Origin of the sequence: Pseudoalteromonas shioyasakiensis (genome assembly GCF_019134595.1) — a bacterium.
In the GTDB taxonomy this organism is placed as follows: Bacteria; Pseudomonadota; Gammaproteobacteria; order Enterobacterales; family Alteromonadaceae; genus Pseudoalteromonas; species Pseudoalteromonas shioyasakiensis_A.
Genome location: NZ_CP077771.1, coordinates 640,032 through 663,456, shown reverse-complemented (window position 1 = coordinate 663,456; position 23,425 = coordinate 640,032). Strand labels below are relative to the sequence as shown.

General features: G+C 39.5%; 22 protein-coding genes. 14 read left to right on the top strand and 8 right to left on the bottom strand.

Going from position 1 to position 23,425, the window contains the following annotated elements; all coding sequences use genetic code 11:
• The first annotated feature begins 100 nt into the window (after positions 1 to 100).
• Positions 101 to 685, top strand: coding sequence for a thymidine kinase (locus KQP93_RS20355; protein ID WP_217876960.1), 585 nt, complete (start codon positions 101 to 103; stop codon positions 683 to 685).
• Here KQP93_RS20355 and ltaE read toward each other — a convergent pair.
• Both ltaE and rlmF read right to left on the bottom strand, forming a co-directional pair.
• Positions 668 to 1,675 (bottom strand): low-specificity L-threonine aldolase, encoded by a 1,008-nt coding sequence (gene ltaE, locus KQP93_RS20350; protein ID WP_217876959.1) that lies wholly within the window; start codon positions 1,673 to 1,675, stop codon positions 668 to 670. The genes KQP93_RS20355 and ltaE overlap by 18 nt on opposite strands.
• Positions 1,676 to 1,685: 10 nt before the next feature.
• Entirely contained in the window at positions 1,686 to 2,591 is a 906-nt protein-coding gene (gene rlmF, locus KQP93_RS20345) for a 23S rRNA (adenine(1618)-N(6))-methyltransferase RlmF (protein WP_217876958.1), read from the bottom strand.
• A 272-nt stretch (positions 2,592 to 2,863) separates the two neighbouring features.
• Here rlmF and KQP93_RS20340 point away from each other — a divergent pair, with 272 nt between their 5' ends.
• The 4 genes from KQP93_RS20340 (at position 2,864) to KQP93_RS20325 (ending at position 6,825) form a co-directional block, all read left to right on the top strand.
• Entirely contained in the window at positions 2,864 to 3,958 is a 1,095-nt protein-coding gene (locus KQP93_RS20340) for a GGDEF domain-containing protein (protein ID WP_217876957.1), read from the top strand.
• Positions 3,959 to 4,116: 158 nt separating this feature from the next.
• Positions 4,117 to 4,284 carry a hypothetical protein gene (locus tag KQP93_RS20335; RefSeq protein ID WP_165385119.1) on the top strand — a complete coding sequence of 56 codons (168 nt, stop codon included), beginning with the start codon at positions 4,117 to 4,119 and terminating at the stop codon, positions 4,282 to 4,284.
• Positions 4,285 to 4,866: 582 nt separating this feature from the next.
• Positions 4,867 to 5,301, top strand: coding sequence for a GNAT family N-acetyltransferase (locus KQP93_RS20330; RefSeq protein ID WP_217876956.1), 435 nt, complete (start codon positions 4,867 to 4,869; stop codon positions 5,299 to 5,301).
• 621 nt (positions 5,302 to 5,922) lie between these two features.
• Complete coding sequence (locus tag KQP93_RS20325) at positions 5,923 to 6,825, top strand: alpha/beta fold hydrolase (protein ID WP_217876955.1); 903 nt, start codon at positions 5,923 to 5,925, stop codon at positions 6,823 to 6,825.
• Here KQP93_RS20325 and KQP93_RS20320 read toward each other — a convergent pair.
• The 3 genes from KQP93_RS20320 to KQP93_RS20310 all read right to left on the bottom strand — a co-directional run bounded on the left by KQP93_RS20320 (position 6,758) and on the right by KQP93_RS20310 (position 11,423).
• Positions 6,758 to 8,242, bottom strand: a complete 1,485-nt coding sequence (locus KQP93_RS20320; RefSeq protein WP_217876954.1) for a tetratricopeptide repeat-containing sulfotransferase family protein — start codon at positions 8,240 to 8,242, stop codon at positions 6,758 to 6,760. The genes KQP93_RS20325 and KQP93_RS20320 overlap by 68 nt on opposite strands.
• A gap of 145 nt (positions 8,243 to 8,387) precedes the next feature.
• Positions 8,388 to 10,973, bottom strand: coding sequence for a TonB-dependent receptor plug domain-containing protein (locus KQP93_RS20315; RefSeq protein WP_217876953.1), 2,586 nt, complete (start codon positions 10,971 to 10,973; stop codon positions 8,388 to 8,390).
• A gap of 297 nt (positions 10,974 to 11,270) precedes the next feature.
• Positions 11,271 to 11,423: an oxidoreductase-like domain-containing protein gene (locus KQP93_RS20310; RefSeq protein WP_217876952.1), complete on the bottom strand. Its 153-nt coding sequence runs from the start codon at positions 11,421 to 11,423 to the stop codon at positions 11,271 to 11,273.
• Positions 11,424 to 11,529: 106 nt separating this feature from the next.
• On the opposite strand from KQP93_RS20310, the gene KQP93_RS20305 reads away from it, so the two are divergent.
• Together KQP93_RS20305 and KQP93_RS20300 are read left to right on the top strand one after the other, a co-directional pair.
• On the top strand, positions 11,530 to 11,940 hold the full coding sequence (locus tag KQP93_RS20305; RefSeq protein WP_054563995.1) for a hypothetical protein: 411 nt from the start codon (positions 11,530 to 11,532) through the stop codon (positions 11,938 to 11,940).
• Positions 11,941 to 12,028: 88 nt separating this feature from the next.
• The gene (locus tag KQP93_RS20300) at positions 12,029 to 13,390 is read left to right on the top strand and encodes a leucyl aminopeptidase family protein (protein ID WP_217876951.1); all 1,362 of its coding nucleotides are present in this window, start codon (positions 12,029 to 12,031) and stop codon (positions 13,388 to 13,390) included.
• Position 13,391: 1 nt separating this feature from the next.
• Here KQP93_RS20300 and gloA2 read toward each other — a convergent pair whose 3' ends face one another.
• Together gloA2 and KQP93_RS20290 are read right to left on the bottom strand one after the other, a co-directional pair.
• Complete coding sequence (gene gloA2 / locus KQP93_RS20295; RefSeq protein WP_217876950.1) at positions 13,392 to 13,778, bottom strand: SMU1112c/YaeR family gloxylase I-like metalloprotein; 387 nt, start codon at positions 13,776 to 13,778, stop codon at positions 13,392 to 13,394.
• A 70-nt stretch (positions 13,779 to 13,848) separates the two neighbouring features.
• Positions 13,849 to 14,922, bottom strand: coding sequence for a ketoacyl-ACP synthase III (locus KQP93_RS20290; protein WP_217876949.1), 1,074 nt, complete (start codon positions 14,920 to 14,922; stop codon positions 13,849 to 13,851).
• 151 nt (positions 14,923 to 15,073) lie between these two features.
• Between KQP93_RS20290 and KQP93_RS20285 the strand changes: the two genes are divergently transcribed.
• The 6 genes from KQP93_RS20285 (at position 15,074) to KQP93_RS20260 (ending at position 19,404) form a co-directional block, all read left to right on the top strand.
• Positions 15,074 to 16,384 carry a metal-dependent hydrolase family protein gene (locus KQP93_RS20285; RefSeq protein ID WP_217876948.1) on the top strand — a complete coding sequence of 437 codons (1,311 nt, stop codon included), beginning with the start codon at positions 15,074 to 15,076 and terminating at the stop codon, positions 16,382 to 16,384.
• An 8-nt stretch (positions 16,385 to 16,392) separates the two neighbouring features.
• Complete coding sequence (locus KQP93_RS20280; RefSeq protein ID WP_054563972.1) at positions 16,393 to 16,797, top strand: nuclear transport factor 2 family protein; 405 nt, start codon at positions 16,393 to 16,395, stop codon at positions 16,795 to 16,797.
• Between the two features lie 17 nt (positions 16,798 to 16,814).
• Complete coding sequence (locus tag KQP93_RS20275; RefSeq protein WP_217876947.1) at positions 16,815 to 18,026, top strand: ATP-binding protein; 1,212 nt, start codon at positions 16,815 to 16,817, stop codon at positions 18,024 to 18,026.
• A complete protein-coding gene (locus KQP93_RS20270) occupies positions 18,023 to 18,556 on the top strand; it encodes a response regulator transcription factor (protein ID WP_217876946.1) in 534 nt (177 codons plus the stop codon). Before KQP93_RS20275 ends, KQP93_RS20270 begins: the two co-directional genes overlap by 4 nt.
• A gap of 152 nt (positions 18,557 to 18,708) precedes the next feature.
• Positions 18,709 to 19,113 (top strand): DUF1761 domain-containing protein, encoded by a 405-nt coding sequence (locus KQP93_RS20265; RefSeq protein ID WP_054563975.1) that lies wholly within the window; start codon positions 18,709 to 18,711, stop codon positions 19,111 to 19,113.
• 39 nt (positions 19,114 to 19,152) lie between these two features.
• A complete protein-coding gene (locus KQP93_RS20260; protein ID WP_055021979.1) occupies positions 19,153 to 19,404 on the top strand; it encodes a hypothetical protein in 252 nt (83 codons plus the stop codon).
• A 419-nt stretch (positions 19,405 to 19,823) separates the two neighbouring features.
• Here the strand turns inward: KQP93_RS20260 and KQP93_RS20255 are convergent, their stop codons facing one another.
• On the bottom strand, positions 19,824 to 22,679 hold the full coding sequence (locus KQP93_RS20255; RefSeq protein ID WP_217876945.1) for a TonB-dependent receptor: 2,856 nt from the start codon (positions 22,677 to 22,679) through the stop codon (positions 19,824 to 19,826).
• A 296-nt stretch (positions 22,680 to 22,975) separates the two neighbouring features.
• Here KQP93_RS20255 and KQP93_RS20250 point away from each other — a divergent pair, with 296 nt between their 5' ends.
• Positions 22,976 to 23,245 carry a CBU_0592 family membrane protein gene (locus KQP93_RS20250; protein ID WP_054563978.1) on the top strand — a complete coding sequence of 90 codons (270 nt, stop codon included), beginning with the start codon at positions 22,976 to 22,978 and terminating at the stop codon, positions 23,243 to 23,245.
• The last annotated feature ends 180 nt before the right edge of the window (positions 23,246 to 23,425 follow it).

The window sequence follows — 23,425 nt, the reverse complement described above, 5'->3', positions numbered from 1 at the left end:
TTTTACTGGGACAATGATTGAGGTAATAAGAGTAAGGTAATAGATGATGTTGTCGCGTGATTAAGGTAGCATATTGCGACTTTAAAATTTGGGCAACATCATGGCACAGCTGTACTTTTATTATTCTGCAATGAATGCAGGCAAATCTACCACACTTTTACAATCTGCATTTAACTACCGCGAACGTGGTATGGAACCGGTTATTTTAACAGCGGCTATTGATGATAGAGCAGGTGTTGGCAAGGTGTCTTCACGTATTGGTTTACAGGCTGATGCGCATATTTTTGATGCAGATAAAGATGTATTTGAGCTAATCAAATCATTAAATGCAGAGCAAAAGCGCCATTGTATTTTAGTTGATGAGTGTCAGTTTTTATCAAAAGACCAAGTAATGCAATTAACAGACGTGGTTGATGAACTTGGTATTCCGGTGCTGTGTTATGGCTTACGTAACGATTTTAGAGGCGAGTTATTTAGTGGCTCACAATACCTACTTGCCTGGGCTGACAAACTAATTGAGTTGAAAACAGTGTGTCATTGCGGTCGTAAAGCTAACCATGTACTGCGTACTGATAAGCATGGCAATGCGATTGCAGATGGTAATCAGGTAGAAATTGGCGGCAACGACCGATATGTATCGGTGTGCCGCAAACATTATAAAGAAGCGTTAAATCTCGGCCGCTAATGCCGAGATAAAGCTATCAATATCTTGCTTAGTGACGCCTAAATGGGTCACTAAGCGCAGTGGTTTACCCGGTGAAAACAGCATGTTTTGCTCTTTTAACGCATGTGCCACTGCTTTTAAATCGATATGTTCGGCAACATTTGCGTAAACAATGTTGGTATCGATTTGAAAAGTTGACGTATCAAAACCAGCTAACGTGTTTAACTGCTCTGCTAAATACGCTGCGTTATCGTGATCCTCAGCAAGCCTTGCTACGTGATGCTCAAGTGCATACTGGCCAGCGGCTGCCAGCATACCCGCTTGGCGCATACCACCACCAAGGACTTTACGCCAGCGGCGCGCTTTATCAATCAGTGCTTTGCTACCTAATAATAGTGAGCCAACAGGCGCACCGAGTCCTTTTGATAAGCAAATAGACACTGAATCAAAATACTGAGTGATCTCAGTGATATCAACACCTAACTTAACCGCAGCGTTATACACGCGGGCACCGTCTAAGTGCAGAGCAAGGTTATGTTTATCAACACATTCTCTGGCTTCTTTTAGATAACTTAGCGGGAGAACTTTGCCGCCAATGGTGTTTTCTAAGCTAAGTAGTTTGGTTTTAGCAAAGTGAAAGTCATCAGCTTTAATTGCAGCCACAACTTTGTTTAAATCTATGCTGCCATCGGCATTATTTTCAATTGGTTGCGGCTGAATAGAGCCTAATACAGCGGCACCGCCACCCTCAAATTTGTAGTTATGCGCTTGTTGACCACAAATGTATTCGTCGCCACGTTCACAATGTGCCATCAATGCTAGTAAGTTTGCTTGCGTGCCAGAGCTACAATAAAGGGCGCTTTCGAAGCCATGACGCTCAACAGCAAATTGTTCAAGCTGATTAACGCTTGGGTCGTCGCCATAAACGTCGTCGCCTACTGGGGCGTCATTCATGACCGCGCGCATGGCTGCTGTTGGTTTTGTAACTGTGTCTGAACGAAAGTCGATCATCTTATTATCCTTATACTAGTTCGTTAAGAATGGCTTCGCGGTCGGCTTGGTCAAAATAGCTCCAAGCAATAAAGCGACTCATTTTTTGGCCTTGTGCCATTTTTATAACTTTTACTTCTTTCACATCAAGTGTGCTAAGCAACTTTTTTATATGCGGCAAAGTGTCAGACTTAGAAACAAGCGATGTAAACCAAATACATTGCTCTGCAAACTCTTGGCTCTCAATGCACATTTTACTGATAAATTCGCGCTCACCGCCTTCACACCAAAGCTCGTTTTGACGGCCACCAAAATTAAGCGCTTTTTGTGGCGCTTTGTTTAGGTTTTTCCATTTACGCTCAGTACCTGCTTTGGCCTGTTGCTCGCTGGCATGAAACGGTGGATTGCATAAAGTTAGGTGAAAAACATCTTTATTCGATATCACGCCCGTAAACATTTTATCGGCATTGTTTTGCTGCTTAACATTAATTTTAAGGCGGTTGAATTGCACGATTTGTTTAGCAATTTTAACAGACAAGGCATCAATATCTGAGCCTGTGAAGTGCCAGCCATATTCGTGATTACCAGTAAGCGGGTAAATCACATTTGCACCGGTGCCTACATCAAGCACTTTTACTTGCTTACCCGTCGGAATATGACCTTGGTTATCGCTTGCTAATAAATCGGCCACGTGATGAATGTAATCTACTCTGCCAGGAACCGGCGGGCAAAGGTAGTTGTCGGGCAAGTCCCAAAAATCGATTTTATAATGGCTTTTTAATAACGCTTGGTTGAGGGTTTTAACCGCTAATGCATTGGTGAAATCAATGGTGTCAGTGCCCGCTGGCGTTTGCGTTATATAAGGTGTTAGGGCAGGAGTATCTTTGCATAGCAAAGTAAAGTCGTAGCCATTTAAGTGGCGATTTCGCGGATGCATTAAGGAAAACCTATCTGTTAGCCATATCAAGGGCTGATTGTACCAAATAAATCTTTGCTCTGAGTTAGTTTGCGGTGGATATTTTTGCTTAGTGTATTTTATAGAATGTATTGTAAGTATGAGTCCAAACGAAATAAGGTGACTTAACTCGAAGTTGGCATGATTTTTTGTACCCAATATGTTCTATGTAACTGAAAGTTAGACTAAATAAAATTATCTACTAGACTGATTCTACAAATATAGTAATGCTGAAATAACAGGGATTGATGGGCATGATTGATTTAAAATACACATTCTATTTTCTGTTCCTGATTAGTATTGTAGGTTCAATAGCGATCACCACTGTTTATTTAAAAGAAAAAAACGACAATAAAAAAGCATTACTCTATTTTGCAACTTTCTTTTGGTTAACAACACTCAACTTGCTGCTTAAAGATTTTGTTTGGCTAATAAATATAATTGCCATATTGAGTTCTCAGTTACTTGTTGTAGCATTTTATTCCCGCTATTCAAAACCTTATCATATGTATATGTTCTACGTTTTCACTATTCAAATACTATTCTGTATTTTCAATGGTTTAATTTTTAAGAAATTCACAGCCGAGAGCACATGGATTTTAATGGGAATAAATTGCCTTTGGGCAACAATAGTAATAATAAAATATGCGAATTTTAAGAATAGCGGTGAAAAGTATTCAATTACAGCGTTAACTTATGCTTCAGTTTTATCATTGATTTACTTTCCAGTTGCTATAAATCTAATTGAAGACAAGACACAATATTGGTATCAAGTTATTGCTAGTAATTCACTGATGCTTTTGCTGTTGTTTTGTGCAATTTTACTCAGCTATTTATACGATCAGATAAATAATATCTACCTAACTTCAATCAAAGATCCAATGACAGGATTGTTTAACAGGCGCTACTTTAATGAACAAAGCCTTATTTTGCTGAACCACTTAAAAAGAGAGAATCGTGAAGGCTTTTTTATTATGTGTGATATTGATAAGTTTAAAAATATTAACGACACTTATGGGCATGATGTTGGTGATAGTGTGATCATAAGCTTTGCTGATACTTTAAAAAGTATTGTGCGAAAAGAAGATTTACTAGCAAGGTTTGGTGGTGAAGAGTTCGTTATCATGCTTTCTGAAATACAACAGAGTGATGCAATAAAACTAGCGGAACGATTAAGAACAGAAACCGAAAAGCTTATTATTAACAGACTTAAGTTCACAGCTAGTTTTGGTGTTGCTGAAATTGATTTAAACTTGAAAAACCTCGATAAAACAATTAAAAATGCAGACGAAGCACTTTATTTAGCTAAAAACAATGGAAGGAATCGAGTTTGTGTGTATTTTAATTGAATATTAAAAACACCAAGGGAGCTTATAAAAATGACTAATAGTATTTTTCTTTGTTCTATTACCTTTTACGTCTCAAGCAAATGGTAATGTGGACCTCTATGCCCCATCAAAAGATGAACCGCGTTGTATTTAAATAGTTTATTTTCAAAGGAATGTTTATGTCTAAAATTAAAAAAATAGTGATAGCTGTAGTAATTGTGCTAAGCCTTGGCGCAATTGCTAAACAATACAATGAGCACAATCACACAGAGATGGCAATTAAAGAGTGTGGCAATAAAGACAACATCGCTAAAGTCGACTCTAAAGGTTTTGAGTGTAAAGACTAATAGAGAATAGCGACAGTTGATTGATGTTAGAAATACGAAGCAGCCGTTACGTTAAATAATGCTTTATGAATAAGGAGTTAGTTTAAACTATGAATGAAGCAGAGAAAAAAATCCTACAAGTCATTGAGCAATATGGGTGTTATGAAGCATCATTTTTTGAGCGTGCGGTACTATTTGTCAGATTCTAAACAGCGGACAGATGATAAAGCTAACTTGTTTCTGCCCCAAAACGAGTTAACGTAAATGCTCTAAGGGCGGCTATGAGCTATCAGATACATTTTTATTCATCTAATGATATTGGCTCTACTCCATAATCTGATATTCCACTAACTTTTATGTTGGTGATGACATAAATAACTATATTAATATACTGTTTTCTTGTTGTGCTCCCATATTCAAGAAAATGAGCGACTAGCGCATTTTCTTTTTTCTGAATATCTTTAGTACCAATAAAAAATTAAAGTTGGCAATGCATTGCGTTATTTGTTAAAAATAAATTTATTAATACATGCGCGTAACATCGGCAGAAATATGCGCGACGAGCGCACTATAAAATTGTTATGTGCTTAGAGGGAAATAGTAATGGAAATAACTATCGGCAATGATTTTGAGTTGATAAGGAAGGCTAAATCTATCCGTTATCAGGTATTTACACTTGAACAGCAGATCCCTACAGAATTAGACTTTGATGGATTAGATGAAGAGTCAATCCACGCGTTAGTAACGAAACAAGGTGCATCTATTGCTACTGCTCGCCTCAACATAAAAGAAGATGGTTCCTCTATTCTGGCGAGGGTAGCGGTTACTGAGGCTTATCGTGGGGTTGGAGTTGCGTCAAAAGTTGTTCAAGCATTAATGAACCATGCACAGAATATTGGTATCCAGTCTATTGAAATTCACGCTCATGGTTATCTCAAAAGTTACTATGAAAGGTTTGGTTTTGAGTTCATCAAAGAAGTAGAGATTGTGGGTGAACATCAGTTAATTGAAATGCGCCACCAAATAATGCGCACATAACAAGGCGCTGCACAAGGATAAATTACTCGCTTCGCTCCCAATTTTCCTGTGAGCGCGGCGTTGAGGCTGTAGAATTACTATTTTTTAAGAAAAACAGCCTGTTTTTTGGGTTCTAAAAGCATTACCTAATGCCTTAAATGCGCTTAGGATTGATTACAGGAACTCGTTTTTTAGTTAATTTTGGCTGTTGGAGTTATTCTACAGTCTCGTTAGCCCATAGAAATTCACCTAATACAGCCAACGACCTAAAACGTTTCTGTCCAGATATTTATCATGCTCAACGTCTGTTCACACTCAATGATAAACTTAAGACCACGAATGGCAAAAGGCCGTCTCCTCCGCATATGTTAATTACGTAATATAGAAATCATCAAACAAACTTCTTCAGCACTTTTTCATAGCCTTTTTATTAGCGCTCATTTAGCCAAAGGCTTCTGTAACTAGAATTTCTAACATTAATGAATAATGGCTCTGCATTGGTGTTATTATTTAATCAAAATCTCATCGTGCCTGAGATTCTCATTTTGAATGGCAATCGCCACGCCAAAAACTTGCTTTGCTAAATAGACTGGCGTAACTTAACACTGGTACGATGAGTCTATAAGAATAAAAAGGTCAAACGTGACGATTAAACAAGAATCGGTGTTTATTAAACTCGCCGAAAGCCAAACTTTACATTTACGTCGTATCAGTAAGACTGATGCGAAAGGCCCTGCGGTGTTTTTTATGCATGGTGCCGTTGAAAATGGCAAAATCTTTTACACCCACAGCAATAAAGGTTTAGCACCATTTTTAGCTGAGCATGGCTATGTTTGCTATGTGGCTGATTTACGCGGTCGTGGTGAAAGTAAACCTGCGATTTCAAAGCATGCAAAGTATGGTCAAACCGAGGCTATTTTAGAAGATATCCCCGCATTTTTAGATAAAATTAAGCAGGTTGAAGGCGAACCTGCGCGTTATTGGGTGGCGCACTCATGGGGTGGGGTGTTAATGAACAGTGTGTTTGCCCGTTTTCCTGAGTTGATTGATGATGTGAAAGCCTGCGGCTATTTTGGTTCTAAACGGTCCTTGTATAACCATCATCCAAGCAAGTATATTCAAGGTAATTTGATTTGGTATGGCTTGGCGCCATTAGTTGCTCGTAAGCATGGTTTTGTGCCTGCTAAAAAACTGAAATGGGGCAGTGATGATGAAACCCGTAAGTCACATTATCAAAGTATGCAGTGGGCTAAGCGTAAACCTTGGGTCGATACTGACGATGGCTTTGATTACGCCAACGCATTAGCTGATAAGGCACTTCCACCCATTATCCATGTGGCGGGTGTTAAAGATAAAGCCCTATGCCAGCCGATTGATATTGAAAAATTTATGGAAGAGTCGGGCATCGGAAAGCAAACGATGACCATTTATGGCCGTAAGTTTGGCCATAAGGTCGATTATGATCACATTAATATGCTTACTCACCCACAGGCGCGTTTTGATCAGTTTGTTGACTTGTTGAACTGGTTTGAGACTCACGCATAAGCGTGTGCATTGCGCTCTCGTAGCGTTTGTATTTCTCTAATGCTTTATCAGTTAACGGCTGTCTTACAGCCGTTTTGCTGAGCGTTGCCACCGGTTTTTTTGACTTATAAAAATCTAAAAACTGTGTGCTGTACTCAATGTTTAAGAACTTACACAAGGCTGTTAGTGTTTGTTCGCTGTCACTGATAAGTGCTTCATAGCTTAAATCAAAAACCGCCTCTGGCATCACGTTTTGCCAATGTTCCATTAACTGCTGATACAAATCAAAGTACTGTTTAAACTCTGGGAGTGAACAAAAATAAGGTTCGTTTTCAGCAAAATAGTTGCTAAACACCGACCAAGCAATTGCATCATACTCGCGCTGCATATTAATAAACTTGGCGTTAGGAAAGAGTAAATAAATCAATCCGAGTGTCTGATAGTTAGCAGGCAGCTTATTGATCATAAAAGGGCGCACAACTGGCGCTTGTTTAATTCGTTCAATATAAATATTGCGGGCATTGTTAATTAGCCCTTGGTTCAGCTCTGCTAAGCAATCTGGGTAAGGGAGTTGTGTTTGTTGTTCAAGGTATGCAACAACCTGATTACTGATACTGGCATCTTCACCAAGGCTGGCAAAATCATCGTGGCTTGCCAGCATTTGTTCTACTAGGGTTGAGCCACTTCTTGGCATGCCAATAATAAAAATGGGTGTAATTGTACCGGTAAACGTTTTGTCTCTGGCATCAATTAGATCGGTCGTATTTTGCTCTATGATGCGCTGATAAAAGGGCACTAAGTCACGGGTTTTAAACTGAGTGAGCTTTGTTTGTAGCTTATTAGCTAGGCTGAAGTAGTTAAAAGCTTGTTCTGTATCATTTAACTGATCGTAACTTTTACCAAGGGCATAATAACACACCATTTTTAACCGCAGATTATTGGTTAAAGTTAAAAACTGGTGTAGCTCATTTATGTAATTTTGTTCGTTGTTAAAGCGTCCAAACTGCACTAACTCAAATAAAATGTACGCTTTTACAGGGTAATTTCCCATACCAAGGGCATGATTCAAAATACTGTACGCTTTGTCTAGCTCACCATAGGTTAAATAATGCTGGGCAAGATAGTAATGTGGCTCAGGATTATGGCTGGCAATTGATTTAGCATATTCGAGTACGGTTAAGGCATCTTGCGGTGAATACACGCCATTAAAAGCATCGGCAAGGGCATGGAGCGGTTCAAGCATGTGAGGTAATCGTTCACAGGCTCTTTGTAAAAGGTAAACCGCAGCATCATAACGTTCTAAACGCAGTGCAATGCGGCCTAATCCAAATAACGCTTCGCCATTTTCAGGATCTGAATCGAGAATGGTTTTAAAATGAAATTCAGCCTCTTTAAGCTTGTTTTCATTCAGTAGTTGATTCGCTTTTTGTAACAGCATAGTAATGGCGGGTTATTTGTTATTTTTATTTACTATAAAACGAAAAAGGCGAAATGTCTTTCGCCTTGGTTAACTATAAATATCCAGAATATATCCGGGGTATCGACTTTCTAGGTTGATTGCTCAACCTAGAAAGCTATTCTATTTAGAAAGTATACGTTGCTTTCACGTAATAGAAGCCGCCGTTGATACCATATGGCGACGTTTCGTAGTATTTACCACCCCAGTTGTTATTAGGGATGCCAGTACTATCTACGAAATCAAGTTTCTCTGCTTCTTGGTCGAATAAGTTTTGCGCACCAACAGAGAAGCTAAGCTCTTCAGTTAGGAAGTAAGTTACTTCTGCATCAATAGTTACTGCTGCATCAGCTGTTTTCGCTGTTGCATCGTAATCTACGTGAACACCTTGGTATTCGCCATAGTAGTTAACACGTGTAAATGCAGAGAAGTTTTCCCATTGTTGTGCCCAGCTAAGTGTTGCACGGTGGTTTGGTAAGTCATTTTCTAAACGGCTTACTTTAAATTCACCAGTAATAGGGCTCGACTTAGTTACTTCAGTGTCGTTCCAGTTGTACGCTAAGCTGAATGTTGAGCTACCACCTAACAATTCAGTTGAATAGTTAGCAACAGCATCAACACCTTGCGTTGTTGTATCGAAGTCATTCGTGAAGAAACTAACTTGTGCTAAGTTTTGTACGTTTGGTACACCCGCCGCTTCTAGCGTGTCTTTGTCAGCTTGGCTTAACTCAATTTTATCTGATTGACTGATACGGTCATCAACTTGGATGTTGTAGTAGTCAACTGTGAAGAATAAGTCGCCAAGGGTCCAAACTGCACCGAATGTGTAACTTTGCGACTCTTCAGGTTCAAGCTCTGTACCACCTAATTGAACAGCAATTGGGTTTGTTGGTGGTAAAAGTGCAGAGTCAACAAGTACACCGCTGCTTAGGTTTGTTTGAACGTTACTTACGTTTGCTTGACCAACAGTTGGCGCACGGAAACCCGTACTGATTGAACCACGAATGTTCAAGTCTTCAGTTACGTGGTATTGACCAGTTAATTTGTAGTTAGTTGTTGAACCAAACGTGTCATAGTCTTCATAACGTAGCGCTAGGCCCATTAGGAAGTCTTCAGTGAATGGTGCTTCAACATCAACGTATGCAGCATAGTTACGGCGTGTGTATTCACCCGCATCAGATGGTTTAAAACCAGGGAAACCATTCGAGCCGATACCAAAACCTTGTTCTGTTAGTGGGCCTGCTGTGAAAGACGCTACATCACCAGATACAACAGTGAAGGTTTCTTCGTGCCATTCTAGACCACCGGCAACGTTTACATCGTAAGCTAAGCCAAAGTCAAAACCTTTTGATAAATCGGCGTTAAAGTTTTTCTCTAACTGTGAGTATTTACCAGGGCTGAAATCGCGCGGGCTTTCTGGACCTAATGACGCATTGATTGTGTCATAGATGAAGTAACGAGATTCGTTGTAACCAACTGTACCGCTTAAGTCATAGTAAGCACCTTCAAGGAAACCTGAAGTGAATTCACCTTTAGTACCAATTGTTAATGCAGTATCTGTGATGTTTCCACCGAAGTTAGGTGTAAAACCGCCCGGAAGCATTTCGTTAAATGCAAAACAGTCTGGGTTGTTAGCAACTAGATCGATGTATCTTTGGTTATCTAAAACGTTATCATCAATCATGATATCGGTAGGACAGTTACCGCTCATATCGCCAGTTAAATCACCAACAAGCAGTGTTTCACCGCCGTCATTTGAGTAAACACCTGGGCGAGTGTGAGGGTTACGATAGTAGAAACCACCACGAACGTCACGCTCAGAGTAGTTACCAAACATGTAGAATTCAGATGAATTGCTTAACTCAAGACCAATGTTACCAAAGATTGTAATATCATCATCTACTTCTGGTGCACCCCAAACTTGTGCTAAAGAAGAAACGTCTGGCACACCTGCAGCATCTAGTGCCGCTGCATCAGGGCGTTGTACTGAGCGGCTAGTTGCATCAGCTGTTTTGTATTGGAAGCTTAGGTTAGCAAAACCGCTATCGGTAAATGGTAAACCCACGTTACCTGAAATTTGCGTTGTATCGCCATCGCCTTCGTAATATTCACCTTGACGAATTTCGAATGAACCACCTTCAGAGGCATCTTTTAGAACAAAGTTCATTACACCTGCGATTGCATCAGAACCGTATTGTGCCGCAGCACCATCACGAAGTACTTCTACTTGCTTTAGGGCAATGCTTGGGATAACTGAGATATCAGCACCTTGAGCACCATCGTTAATACCACCACCTAAGAAGGCAATAACTGATGCACGGTGACGGCGTTTACCATTAACAAGTATTAACGTGCTGTCAGAAGGAAGACCACGTAAGTTAGCAGGGCGTACAAGTGACGCTGCATCGCTAATTGGGTTTTGGTGAACGTTAAAAGAAGGAACTGAGCCTTTTAAAAGCTCTAGCATATCAGTGTTGCCGCCTTTATCTAGCTCTTCACCACCAATGATATCAATTGGTACTGGTGAATCACCGATTGAACGTGGCGCAGAACGAGTACCTACCACGGCAATTTTTTCTACGTTTTTGTTAACTTTCGTTTCTTCTGCTGCTTGCTCTGCAGCAACAACCGAACCCGACACAAACAGACCTGCTGTTGTTGTCGCTAAAGCAAATTTAATTGCTTGTTGTAGCGCATTATTTTTGAATTTCATTCTGACTTCCCCAGTTAGAATATTTATGATTATGTCACCGAAGTTAAATAATAAACTCGGTGTAAATCTCTTATACAGCCTGTAAATTTATTTTGCAAATTGTTAATGTGATGTTGTTTTGGGCGTTTTTATTTGCGCGTTATTATTGTTTTTTTAATTATGTGTATGAAATTAAAGGGGATAATTTATTCTTATTTTTTCTTTTATGTGTGAGAAAGTATATAAAATATCTAAAAATATTTTAAAAAAGGAATTTTTTGATTGGTTTTTAAGCGAAATTGGATTTGGAACGGTCTATTAGGCTTGTTGCGGAATGTTGTTTAATTGCCATTGCTTTAATTTTTCTCGGTATTCATCCCAAACACATGGGCAACAGCTACCACCACCACAACATTCATCTGGGGCCGGCTTTTGGGGTTTTGACTCGGCCTGTTGTGCGGGTGTGCTCATTTTTGATACTGAAAAATAATTAAGAATAGAGTATGAAGAATAGAACAAAAACTAATATAAGTAAATTGTGCTTTGTGAACTTCTTCAGCTGTGTGAAAATAACCAAATGCGATTATACAAAGTTATTCACCGAGCCCCATTCAGAGTGGCTAAAATTACCAAAAAGCGTCAGACACTACGTTTCAAGCGCGCTATGGTAGCACTTAAAATCGCACTTGCCCAAGAAAAGCAAGAAACCAAAGAGATGCTTCATATCTATAGGCGATACACCCAAGGCCAAGCTACTAAAGAAGAATTGCATACTGCCAATGAACAATTTTTAGATATATTAAAAGGACTTGGTTTGGGCGTATTTGCTGTATTACCCTTTGCGCCAGTGACAATTCCTTTGGTTGTAAAACTGGGTCAATGGGTTGGTGTTGATGTGCTACCTAGTTCATTCAATATCAATAAGTCGATTAAAGAGATTGATCAACAAGTAGAAAAAGAAGAAAAAGAGAAGCAAAACAAAGACTGATTTGGTTTTGCTTATCTGATTTTGCCTATACCTTTTGTATCAAGATATTGGTATGCTTAAATACCTTTTCTTTATATCGAGTCGTTTAATGAGTTCATTAATTCGCCATTCTTCTACGGGAATTCCCCTGTCATTTATTGCTAAAGCTGACCTATCAACCTGGTTAACCGAGCAGCCGCAAGCCTTACAAAATTGGCTAACAAATTGTGATTTCAAAAACAAAGGCATGGCTTTAATTGCTGATAGTGAATCGGGTTCACTTGAGCATGTGTATTGTTTAGTTAATGATTTACAAGACTTTTGGTTAGCGGGTGACTTATCAACAAAACTGCCAGCAGGTTGTTATCAAATTCAAGGCGATGACAAGTTTGTAGAGCAAGTAGCGCTGGGTTTTGTGTTAGGTGGTTACGAGTTTAGTGAATATAAAGAAAAACCATCGCCACGTGCCACACTTGCTATTGAAGATGAAAGCTTAGTTAAACGTTTATCGCAGCATGCAAGTGCAATTAATTTAGTCCGTGATTTAGTTAATACGCCTGCTGCAGATATGATGCCGCAACATCTATCACAAGTGATGGCAGATTTAGCCGACACCTTTGAGGGTGAGTTTAGCGAGTGGGTTGGTGATGAATTACTAGAGCAAAATTACCCAACGATCCATATGGTTGGTCGTGCATCTGAGAATAAACCTCGCTTGCTTGACTTACGCTGGGGCGCAAAAGATGCACCGCAAATTACCTTAGTCGGTAAAGGTGTTTGTTTTGATTCTGGCGGTCTTGATTTAAAACCAAGCTCAGGTATGCGTAATATGAAAAAAGACATGGGTGGTGCTGCTCATGTTATTGGTCTTGCGCAGTTAATTATGGCTGCTAACTTACCAATTCGCTTACGAGTATTGGTACCTGCGGTTGAAAATGCGGTTTCTCGAAATGCATTTAGACCGGGTGATGTGATCAAAACTCGCAAAGGGATCACTGTAGAAATTGATAACACGGACGCTGAAGGTCGTTTAGTGCTGTGTGATGCACTTGCCGAAGCACAAAACGATAACCCCGATCTTATCGTTGACTTTGCAACCCTTACTGGTGCTTGTCGTGTAGCCCTAGGTACTGAATTACCTGGCTTTTTCGCAAACAACCGTGAAGTGGCTAACAAATTGATGGATGCAGGCGAAAGCTGCCATGATCCTGTTTGGCAACTGCCGTTATTTGAGCAATACAAAGCACTATTAAAAAGTGACGTAGCTGATATTGCTAACTGTGCTTCCACTCCATTTGGTGGTGCGATCACTGCTGCTCTTTACTTAAAAGAGTTCGTCGAGCCAAGCACACCTTGGGTTCACTTTGATGTCATGGCTTGGAACTTACGTGCATTACCGGGTCGCCCTACAGGTGGTGAGGCATTGGGTATTCGCGCTGTATTTAACTACCTACAAGATCGCTTCCAATAAGTTAGAGTTGGTAAAGCTCTAACGGTAAATCATCGGGATCGGCAAAAAACATAAATTGCTTCCCGGTGATTTCATCTACTCTTATTTCTTCAACCGAAATGCCTTGTTGTTCTAAATATTGTTTAGATTTTGCAATATCGGCAACTTTAAACGCCAAATGGCGTAACCCTTGTGCTTCAGGATAGCTTGGTCTTTGTGGCGCTTCAGGAAACGAAAACAACTCTAATTGGCTGCCATCAGGAAGTGCTAAATCTAACTTATACGAGTTACGTTCAGTGCGATATAGTTCGTGGAGAATCGGCAGTTTTAATACTTCACTATAAAAATGCTTTGATTTCTCGTAGTTGCTACAGATGATTGCAGCGTGATGTATGCCTAATAGCTCCATTATGTAGTCCTTTTTTTGCTCATAAAAAAACGCGGACTAAGCCGCGCTTTCTCAAAATGAGTGTAGGGTATTATTCTGCCGCTTTACATGCAGCAACAGCTGGTGCTACAAGTTCAAGACCTGTTTTATCACACTCAGGTAAAGCTGCATCAGACACTGAAATAGGTGTTACACGCTCGCCCCATTTAATGTAACTTGCCGCCCAAGTTAATCCAGCACCAAAAGCTGCTGACATAATGTTTGAGTTAGGTTTGATAAGGCCTTGCTCAACAGCTTCACAAATTGCAATCGCAATTGTTGCAGCAGACGTATTTCCGTAATCGGCAATGTTCACCATGACTTTTTCATCAGCTACTTTCAAGCGTTGTTGAATAGCTTGGATAATACGTAAGTTTGCTTGGTGAGGAACTAATACGTCAATATCATCAAGCTCTAACTGTGCCTGGTTTAGTACGTCATCACAAGCTTCACTCATACCTTTAACAGCACGCTTGAATATTTCGCGACCTTCGAATAATAGGTTAGACGGGCCAATTGGCTCGTATTTATTTAAATCGCTACCAAAGTTTTCGATGTGCAAGATATCGCGGTCTTCACTGTCACAGCCTGTTTTAGTTGCAAGTAAGCCAGATGGCGTATCTGAGGCTTCTAGCACAACGGCACCAGCACCATCACCAAATAATACAGCACTGTCGCGACGCTCCCAGTTGATGTACCAAGTCATCCGCTCAGCAGCGATAACGACCGCTTTTTTGATCATACCAGCACGAATTTGCGCAGTGGCTGCTTGTAATGCATATAAAAAGCCTGAACATGCAGCGTTAGTATCCATTGCTGCTGCGCCTACCGCACCAATATTTTTTTGTACTAAAGACGCCGTATTTGCCACCATAGTTGATGGTGTACAAGTCGCAAGAAGCACAAGATCAATGTCTTTACCATCAACACCAGCACAAGCAAGCGCTTGCTTTGCGGCAACGGTCGCTAAATCAGCAGTAGAAACATGGCTGACACGGCGAGATTTGATGCCTGTACGTGTTGTGATCCATTCATCATTGGTATCAACAATATTGCTAATTTCATCATTGCTGATGCTTGCTGGTGGTATACATTTACCCCAGCCAGTAATTTGGGCATAAGACATAATGTGTTCTCTTTATGTGGTCAGACTTGTTAAATTTTTCCGAAGTTATATCAAAATTCACTTGTTAACACTAGTTCATAACCGCGCTATGTCGTAAATAATGGCATTTACTCAGTATTTAAGTTAAACCTAGTATAAAAAAGAGGCGATTATGAAAAAAATAAACCTAAAAATAAGCACATTATCGGTACTGTCTTTATTATCTACGTTTGCGGTTAATGCACAAACCACCATTATTCATGCTGGAAAGATGCTGGTAGGCACTGATCAAGATGTCAAAGAACAGCAAACACTGGTTATTGAAAACAGTAAAATTACGGAAATAAAAGCTGGTTTTCTAACAAAGCAGCAATTAAACCTCAGTGATGCAGATGTTATTGATTTAAAAAATCAGATGGTATTGCCAGGTCTGATTGATATGCACGTTCATGTTACCTTTGAGCGAGATGCAAAACGTAACCCACACCAGTGGACAACTGAATACGAAGCCGATTACGCTCTGCGTTCTCTAAAATACTTACAACGTACGGTTGATGCAGGTTTTACCTCTGTGCGTGACCTAGGTAGCAGCTATCAAGTTATCTTCCCATTAAAGCGAGCAGTTGAACGTGGAGACATTGTTGGCCCGCGCATTTTTGCTGCAGGCGATATGATCACACCGACCGGTGGTCACGGTGATATGCATGTCTATCGTCGTGATATTACCAAAGCGACAGAAGGGGGTGGCTTAGGTGTGTGTGATGGCGCAGCCGATTGTACTCGTGCAGTACGCGATGTAATTAAAAGCGGTGCCGATGTGATTAAAATTACCGCGACAGGTGGTGTATTAAGTAATACAGCGGCAGGGGTTAATCAGCAATTTACTGATGAAGAACTCAGTGCCATTGTAAACACAGCCCATCATTTAGGCCGCAAAGTGACCGCTCATGCTCATGGCACAGAAGGTATAAAAGCAGCACTTAGAGCGGGTGTTGATTCAATCGAGCATGGCTCTTTTTTAGATAAAGACACGGTTAAGCTTTTCAAAAAGCAAGACGCGTATTTAGTTCCAACCTTACTCGCTGGCGCGACAGTAAAAGAAGAAGTGCTAAATAACCCAAATATGCCAAAAGCAATTGCTGATAAGGTTGAAGTAGTAGCGCCAAAAATGGAAGCATCATTTAAATTAGCGTTAAAAAACAAGGTTAAAATAGCCTTTGGTACAGATTCAGGCGTATCTAAGCATGGTGATAATGCTAAAGAGTTTGAGTTATTAGTTAAATACGGCATGACACCAAAACAAGCAATTAGATCAGCCACCGTTGAAGCTGCTAAACTATTAGGTCAAAGTGATAACCTCGGTGACTTGAGTGTTGGTAAACAAGCAGATATTATCAGCGTGAATATGAATGTACTTGATAACATTAGTGAACTTAGTCAGGTTCAGTTTGTTATGAAGGGCGGTAAAGTGCTCAAACAGTAAGGGTTACTATGGGCGGTAAAATTAAAGAGACGTTATTTAATCATTTAATTGATGCAGAGCGACAGCTCCTTGAGCCAGAGGTACGTCAATCTGCTGAAGCGCTTGATGCATTACTTGATGATGATTTTATTGAAATAGCCGCTGATGGCACGTCATTTAATAAGTTCCAAGTTTTAACCCGCCTACCAACTGAGGTGGTACCGCAGTTTTATAATCAACATTTTAAAGGCCGAATGCTTAGTGATGATATTGCACAGCTAAGCTATCAAGCGGCCTTTAGACGTTCAGCTCGCTCAGAGTTTAACTACTCAGTTCGTATGTCACTGTGGCGTTTTAATGGTAAACAATGGCAAATGGTGTTTCATCAAGGAACGCCTTGTGCTGTTTTTACAATTTCAATGGACGATGATTAAGCTTTAAAGAGTCCGCTATGCAAACCGATCCGGCGATCAGTCGCCTACTAATTTTAAGAAGCGCCGCAATCGCCGTGCAGTTTGTTGCTGTTATTGCGGTATATTTTCTATTTGAATATCAAATTCCATTATTACCTTTACTTGCTGTAATTTGTGTTGAAGCAATCTTTCAGCTGTTAAGTATATTCGCTTACCGAAATGTCACGAAAGCAAGGCCAGCAGCTGTGTTGATGCAGCTTACAGCCGACTTATTGTTTCTAACTATTTTGCTCTCATTAAGTGGTGGGGCAACCAATGCATTTGTTTCGTTATTACTGTTACCGATAATGATAGCGGCGGTGTCTGTTAATGCAAAAGGGCTTGCTTACACTGCTGTGCTGGCAATCGCCGCTTATAGTTTTTTACTGATAAAAATGCCCGAACACACCATGCATCAGATGCAGATGACTCATCATTTCATTGGTATGTGGATCAACTTTGTTATCAGCGCCATCGTTATTGCTTTTGTGATTGGCACATTAAACAGCACGTTAAGAGCCAGAGAGGCCACTATTGCTCGTACCCGCGAGCAACAATTAAGACATGAGCAATTATTAACGCTTGATGGCGCTGCCGCACAAGTAACGCACCAACTTGCAACGCCGATAGCAAACTTACAGCTATTATTTGAAGAGCTTAAAGAGCAACAAGCTGATGATCCCATTGTACAAGAAATGGCTAAGCCATTAGCCCAGTGTAAAGAGCAGCTTGCTCATTTTAGATCACTTTCAAATGCCTTAAGAACCGGTGAAATGCAACAGGTGATTAGTGCTCAAACACTGCAAAACACTATTCAAGATGCGATGACACTGCATTTTCCTGAGCAAAGCTTACAGTGGCTAAATGACGCCCCTGATTGTTCGATTTTGAGTGATGCTATGCTGTTACCGGCTATCTTAAACTTGTTGCAAAACGCCGTATCGGCAAATAGCCATAATCAGCAACACAACATCGAAGCTAAGTGGCAAATCAATGAGCAAATACTTTCATTGTCATTACGTGATTTCGGTCAAGGATTTAGCGAGCAACAAATGGCATCATTAGGCGGTCAGCTCATGCCTAGTAGCGATGGAATGGGAATGGCAGTTATGCTTTCTAATGTAACCTTAGAGCGCTTAAATGGCTCATTAACACTAAGTAATCACCCACAGCAAGGCGCGATTGCGATGGTTAGTTTAAAAATTGTATGAAACTTTTAATTATTGAAGACGATGTAAACCTAGCCAGCACGCTTGCGAGGCGCTTTACAAAACAAGGCTTCACATGTTCACTTGCTCATAACGCTGAGCAAGCTTTACAAAAAACAACCACTTTTGAGGCAAGCCACTTTCTGGTGGATTTAAAGCTCGGGGATGATAACGGCCTTGCGCTAATTAAACCTTTAAGAGAACAATTTCCTTCAGCGCGTATCGTATTGCTCACGGGATTTGCCAGTATAGCCAGTGCGGTAGAAGCGATACGACTCGGTGCAGATGACTACTTACCAAAGCCTGTCGATTTTAATTCATTATTGAAAACAATCTTGGGTGATGTTGAAGCATGTGCCTCGTTGGAAAACCCAGAGCCAAGCCAAATAATGTCGCCAGAGCGTCTTGAGTGGGAGCATATTCAACATGTACTCCATAGCAATGATGGCAATATCTCTGAAACAGCACGCCAACTGAATATGCACAGAAGAACCCTTCAACGCAAATTACAGAAAAAACCCGTACAACACTAAATTGATTATTTATTAAACTGAAATAATTCTGCGGTTAATCCTAAAGTATGATTTAGATATAAATAGGTACAAAACTCAGCCTTTTTGATTTGCTGCATCGCTGATCCTTAACTAAAGTCAAATTAAACCTGTTAGTTGTATGAGTCTGGCGTATGCATTTTTCAGAACTTAATTACTTCGCTATCTTTTTTGCTGCCCTTGCATCTTTCCTATTGGGCGCTGTGTGGTATTCACCTTGGCTTTTTAAACGTATTTGGATGGAAAGCTGTGGTTTAACAGAGCTTGACCTACAGAGCATTAATCCGGTTATGGTATTTGGCGGCAGCTTTGTTTTATGTTGTTTAATTGCATTTAGTTTATCGTTATTTATTGGCGCAAATGTCAATGTAGGAGTGGCTGTTGGTACTGGCTTTATTATTGGCTTGTGCTGGGTTAGCTGTGCCTTAGGTATTGGCTATATTTTTGAACAACGCCCATTAAAATTATTTTTAGTTAATGCAAGTTATTCAATATTACAGTTTTCTGTTATCGGCTTAGTTTTGGGGCTCTGGCCTTAACATGTTAAGCTAAGGTTTTATTTTAGCAATGTAGTTGTAATGGCAAAACCAAACAAAAAAGGCCCGACCAAAACAGTCGATATTTTTTGCTCACAATGTAAAAGCCAATTATTTAAATACCGCAAAGGCGGTAAAGGGGCATTGGTTAAATGTTTTGTTGAACGTATTAGCCAAGACTTTACCAATGAAACAGGTATTTGCCCTGACTGCCAACGTCAATTCGCCCGCGAAACTATGATACGCGGCGCACCTGCTTTAAAGATCATCGGTGGTAAGGTAACGCATAAGTGATTAGTATTTGCCACATTTTTGATGTTTAATTTAATGTTAGTTAAAGAGTATTTAATACTATTGCTGTGGATGGGCCTTACTGGAAAAAAATCAAGAAGGAAAACATTAACTTGGTTAAACATGCATTTGCTTCAAAAACTTATAGATCCTAAGAGAAGAATTTAACTGTGATGGTATACATAGCTTTATAGATATAGCTACTTTGATGTCTAAAAGTGGTTCATTGTATATTGCATTTAATTAAACCAGCAAAATCCTTATTCATTTCGAGGATGGAACCTGTCGCTAACTACGTAAAAAAATTTCGTTATTTAGAACAACTAAATAACGAAATTTTTGCTTTGTTATAAACGAGGTAATATGCCTCAAAGTAGATCACTTAAGTAAGCGAACCGGTATAACTAGAGATTGGAAAAGCTTTATAGTTTACCTCTGATACCAAACAGTATACGGCGACCCGAATAGGTGATTTGGTTAGGCAAGTTAGTTGTAAATTTCAAATTATCTGCCTCGTCGGTTAAGTTAACAGCCTGAAGCGAAAGGCTTAAGTTATCATTAATATCATATGAGATACTACCATCTAGTGTTCCATAAGCTTGTCTTTCTGTTCCCATATTAAACCCTCCTTGCGATGAGTTTAAGTAACTATCACGCCAAGTATATGAAAATCTGACACTTAGAGGTCCTTTTTCATAAAATGCAGAAACGTTAGCATTGTTTTTTGAAGCCGCTGTTAATTGCTCTGGGTCAGAGTTATCAATATAAGTGTAGTTTGCCTGCATGCCTAATCCATCAAAAGGCTCAGGTAACATGTTAAAGTATGTTTGGTAGTATAGTTCTATACCTTTTAAATTTACGCCTGAACCATTGGTTAGCTCATTTGTTGCGAAAACGATTGAGCTAGGCGTTGTTGAACCATCGCCATTAATGATAGTGACTGGTAATGTTTCACTTGTAGTATTTCCACTTATAAGTGATTTTATATCTTTATAAAATAATGCTGCACCAGCTAACGAGCCTTCGTCAAAATACCATTCTGCTGTAAAGTCGTAGTTGTCAGATTTGAATGGGTCCAAATATGGATTTTTACGTGTAATTGTTGCAGTGACACCGTCAACGAACGTAGTTGGCGATACATCTGATAAATTAGGGCGGGCAATTGTTCTAGACATTGATGCTCTCATTAAAAGATCATCAGTTAGATCCCATCGCAAATTGGCTGAAGGTAATAATTCAGTATAGCTGCGTTTAACTTCAATAGCTTCTGCAGCAGGAACCGTTGTGACGTTACCTGCACTTGGGTTAACAGATATACCGTTGAGATCTGGACTTACCCCAACACTACTTTGATTTGTTTCAACAACCCTTAAACCAATGTTACCACTAAAGCCATTATCTAATTCAAAGTCAGTACGTATATAAGCTGCAGCAATTTGTTCACTAACATCAATAATCCCAGTAGCGCTATTAGTAAAGCTACCTGCAGCAATAAGTTCGTCATTACTGAAGTTAGAAAGAAACCCTTGTGTATCTGAACCAATCCAGGCTTTGACAACATCCGCGCCAGAGCTACCTAGGAAGTCGCCATTTGCAGCTTCGATAGGAATCATATAAGGAGCAGCTGTGTAATAAACAGAGTCTCCATTGGACACCTCTAATGCGCCATTTGCCAGAATATCATTTATCTGTTTTGCATCAACAACTAAGCGTTTTGCATCCTGGTATTGTCTTCGATCAGAATAAGAAATGCCGAAAGATAAGCTAGTAAACATATCCCAATCAGAAAGGTATTTTAAGTCCAAGCGCATATCATTAATTTCATCAGAGGTTTCTTTTAGAAACTCACCATTTAAACTTAATAATTTATAGCTGTTAGGGTCTAAAATTTTACTTGCAGAATCACCATGGAAAATTTGACTAACAACATTATCGCCCTGAGCTACAAGTGCTTCACCATCAATATCTATGGCTGCTGTATTTTCAAGATTTAAATTATTACGGATCTGTGCAGATTCTGAGTGTGAAAACTCAAGATTAGCTTGCCAAGCACCAGTGTCTACATTGATACCTGTTACTATATTCCAAAGGTCACCTGAACGGTCTTCAAACCGACCACCGCTTCTTAAATCAAGATTTGCGACTCTTAAGTCTACCGCAGTATCAGCACCTTCCATCATTATGGCTCTACTACTTACTAAGTCACTAGAATTACCTAAAAAAGGAAGGAACTCATATCTTGTAGATTCAAAATCTAATTTACTATATAGACCTTCCATATAAAAATTAGCTTCATCCGACAGTTGAAACTCTAATGAGCCCAATAAGTTTGTTCTGTTACTTTGAACAGGGTATAGATTATAAAAATTAATCGGTGCGCGAACTGTTGTAGGGTCATTACCATCAGATCCGTCTTCTATAATACCATTAGAATTTAAATCTTGTGGGCCAGCACCACCTAAACCGCCAGCTTCATTGTACGGGATATAAAAAGACCAATGTGAATGACTTTCGAAATCTCTTTTTTGATAAGCACCTCCCACAGCATAGCTGAATCGCCCATCTTCTGATTGATCTGCGAAAAATACCGAAGCACGTGGGGAAGTTGTTTCTGCATAATCAGAATATTCACCATCAAGTGAAAATTGGAAAACTTGTTCACTGAAATCACCGGCTTTAGGAGTTTCTATATTAATTGTTCCAGATAATCCTCCTTCAGTTAAATCAGCAGTTGGTGATTTATAAACCTCTAACGTTCGGATGAAATCTGAAGGTAAAATTGTGAAGTCAAAAGAGCGAGTCATGGTGTAATCACCAGGCGAAATAGCATTAGGTAGTGCACGACCATTGAGTGTTACCATCGTAAATTCTGATGGTAAGCCCCTAATATTAACTGCTTCCCCCTCGCCACGGTTTCTACTAATTTGAACCCCTGTAATACGCTGAACAGATTCTGCAATATTTAAATCTGGAAATTTACCTACATCTTCTGCACTGATTGCATCAACAACAGATGAAGCTGTTCGTTTATTATCTAATGACCTTTCTAAACTCCCCCTAATACCAGTGACTTCAATAATTTCTACCTGTTCTGAGTTGGTTTTATTTTCGGTTTCTTCTGCATTAACTTGTAATGGAGTACTCATCAACACGGGTAGAGCTGTTGAATACATAAATAACTTCATATCTATCGGCATTTTTTTTTCCTCTTTATAAACAGCAATTACGCAAGAGACTGCAATTACAAAGTTGCAAAAGCTTTTATGCAATTTATGCATTAGAAACTCACTCGCGTTAAAATGATGTTAACATTTTATATTTGAATTACAAATTTAAATATAAAATTCATATATAAAATGATGTTTTTTAATTGTTCAATTAGATATGCCTAAGCCTTTTAGCTGGGTGATATGTGTACCAATTATTAGTTTTAACTAAGGACATTTATCCTCGTTTATTCCTTATGCTCTGATACTATTGACCGGTTTGCTGTTTCAATGAATGAAAACAACCCTCCCCATGGATTGGGCCAGTTGTATGGGTATAAACACTTGAACAAAATGGACTCACGCACGTGATAGCACTTTTATTTGATATTATTGGCATGACAGGCACATTCTTAGTGGTTGGTGCTTTCTTTTTATTACAACTGAATAAAGCATCGCCAACCGGCCTTGTGTATAACATGATGAACTTAACAGGCGCGATTCTGTTACTGATTAGTCTTTGTTATAACTTTAACCTTGCTAGTTTTGTTATCGAAATTTTCTGGATAGCGGCGTCACTTATTGGTTTATATAAGTACATCAAGGCAAAGCGTACTGCTAATGTTGAAACAGCTTAATTAAGGTTGGCTCAATAAAATTAAAACCCATTTTTAGCTGAAAGTGGGTTTTTTTGTATCTACTTTCGAGAACTCTTCAACTAAAACTATAAAAACATTGCAAGCTTGCCAAACTTTTGTATTAATAGTGTAAACAAGGTGTTGCTTTTGCAGCATGGGCTATTAGTACAGGTATCTCGC

Coding starts and splice junctions, on each gene's coding strand:
- KQP93_RS20355 (WP_217876960.1), top strand. CDS start 101: ATGGCACAGCTGTACTTTTATTATTCTGCAATGAATGCAGGCAAATCT.
- ltaE (WP_217876959.1), bottom strand. CDS start 1,675: ATGATCGACTTTCGTTCAGACACAGTTACAAAACCAACAGCAGCCATG.
- rlmF (WP_217876958.1), bottom strand. CDS start 2,591: ATGCATCCGCGAAATCGCCACTTAAATGGCTACGACTTTACTTTGCTA.
- KQP93_RS20340 (WP_217876957.1), top strand. CDS start 2,864: ATGATTGATTTAAAATACACATTCTATTTTCTGTTCCTGATTAGTATT.
- KQP93_RS20335 (WP_165385119.1), top strand. CDS start 4,117: ATGTCTAAAATTAAAAAAATAGTGATAGCTGTAGTAATTGTGCTAAGC.
- KQP93_RS20330 (WP_217876956.1), top strand. CDS start 4,867: ATGGAAATAACTATCGGCAATGATTTTGAGTTGATAAGGAAGGCTAAA.
- KQP93_RS20320 (WP_217876954.1), bottom strand. CDS start 8,242: ATGCTGTTACAAAAAGCGAATCAACTACTGAATGAAAACAAGCTTAAA.
- KQP93_RS20315 (WP_217876953.1), bottom strand. CDS start 10,973: ATGAAATTCAAAAATAATGCGCTACAACAAGCAATTAAATTTGCTTTA.
- KQP93_RS20310 (WP_217876952.1), bottom strand. CDS start 11,423: ATGAGCACACCCGCACAACAGGCCGAGTCAAAACCCCAAAAGCCGGCC.
- KQP93_RS20305 (WP_054563995.1), top strand. CDS start 11,530: ATGCGATTATACAAAGTTATTCACCGAGCCCCATTCAGAGTGGCTAAA.
- KQP93_RS20300 (WP_217876951.1), top strand. CDS start 12,029: ATGAGTTCATTAATTCGCCATTCTTCTACGGGAATTCCCCTGTCATTT.
- gloA2 (WP_217876950.1), bottom strand. CDS start 13,778: ATGGAGCTATTAGGCATACATCACGCTGCAATCATCTGTAGCAACTAC.
- KQP93_RS20290 (WP_217876949.1), bottom strand. CDS start 14,922: ATGTCTTATGCCCAAATTACTGGCTGGGGTAAATGTATACCACCAGCA.
- KQP93_RS20285 (WP_217876948.1), top strand. CDS start 15,074: ATGAAAAAAATAAACCTAAAAATAAGCACATTATCGGTACTGTCTTTA.
- KQP93_RS20280 (WP_054563972.1), top strand. CDS start 16,393: ATGGGCGGTAAAATTAAAGAGACGTTATTTAATCATTTAATTGATGCA.
- KQP93_RS20275 (WP_217876947.1), top strand. CDS start 16,815: ATGCAAACCGATCCGGCGATCAGTCGCCTACTAATTTTAAGAAGCGCC.
- KQP93_RS20270 (WP_217876946.1), top strand. CDS start 18,023: ATGAAACTTTTAATTATTGAAGACGATGTAAACCTAGCCAGCACGCTT.
- KQP93_RS20265 (WP_054563975.1), top strand. CDS start 18,709: ATGCATTTTTCAGAACTTAATTACTTCGCTATCTTTTTTGCTGCCCTT.
- KQP93_RS20260 (WP_055021979.1), top strand. CDS start 19,153: ATGGCAAAACCAAACAAAAAAGGCCCGACCAAAACAGTCGATATTTTT.
- KQP93_RS20255 (WP_217876945.1), bottom strand. CDS start 22,679: ATGCATAAATTGCATAAAAGCTTTTGCAACTTTGTAATTGCAGTCTCT.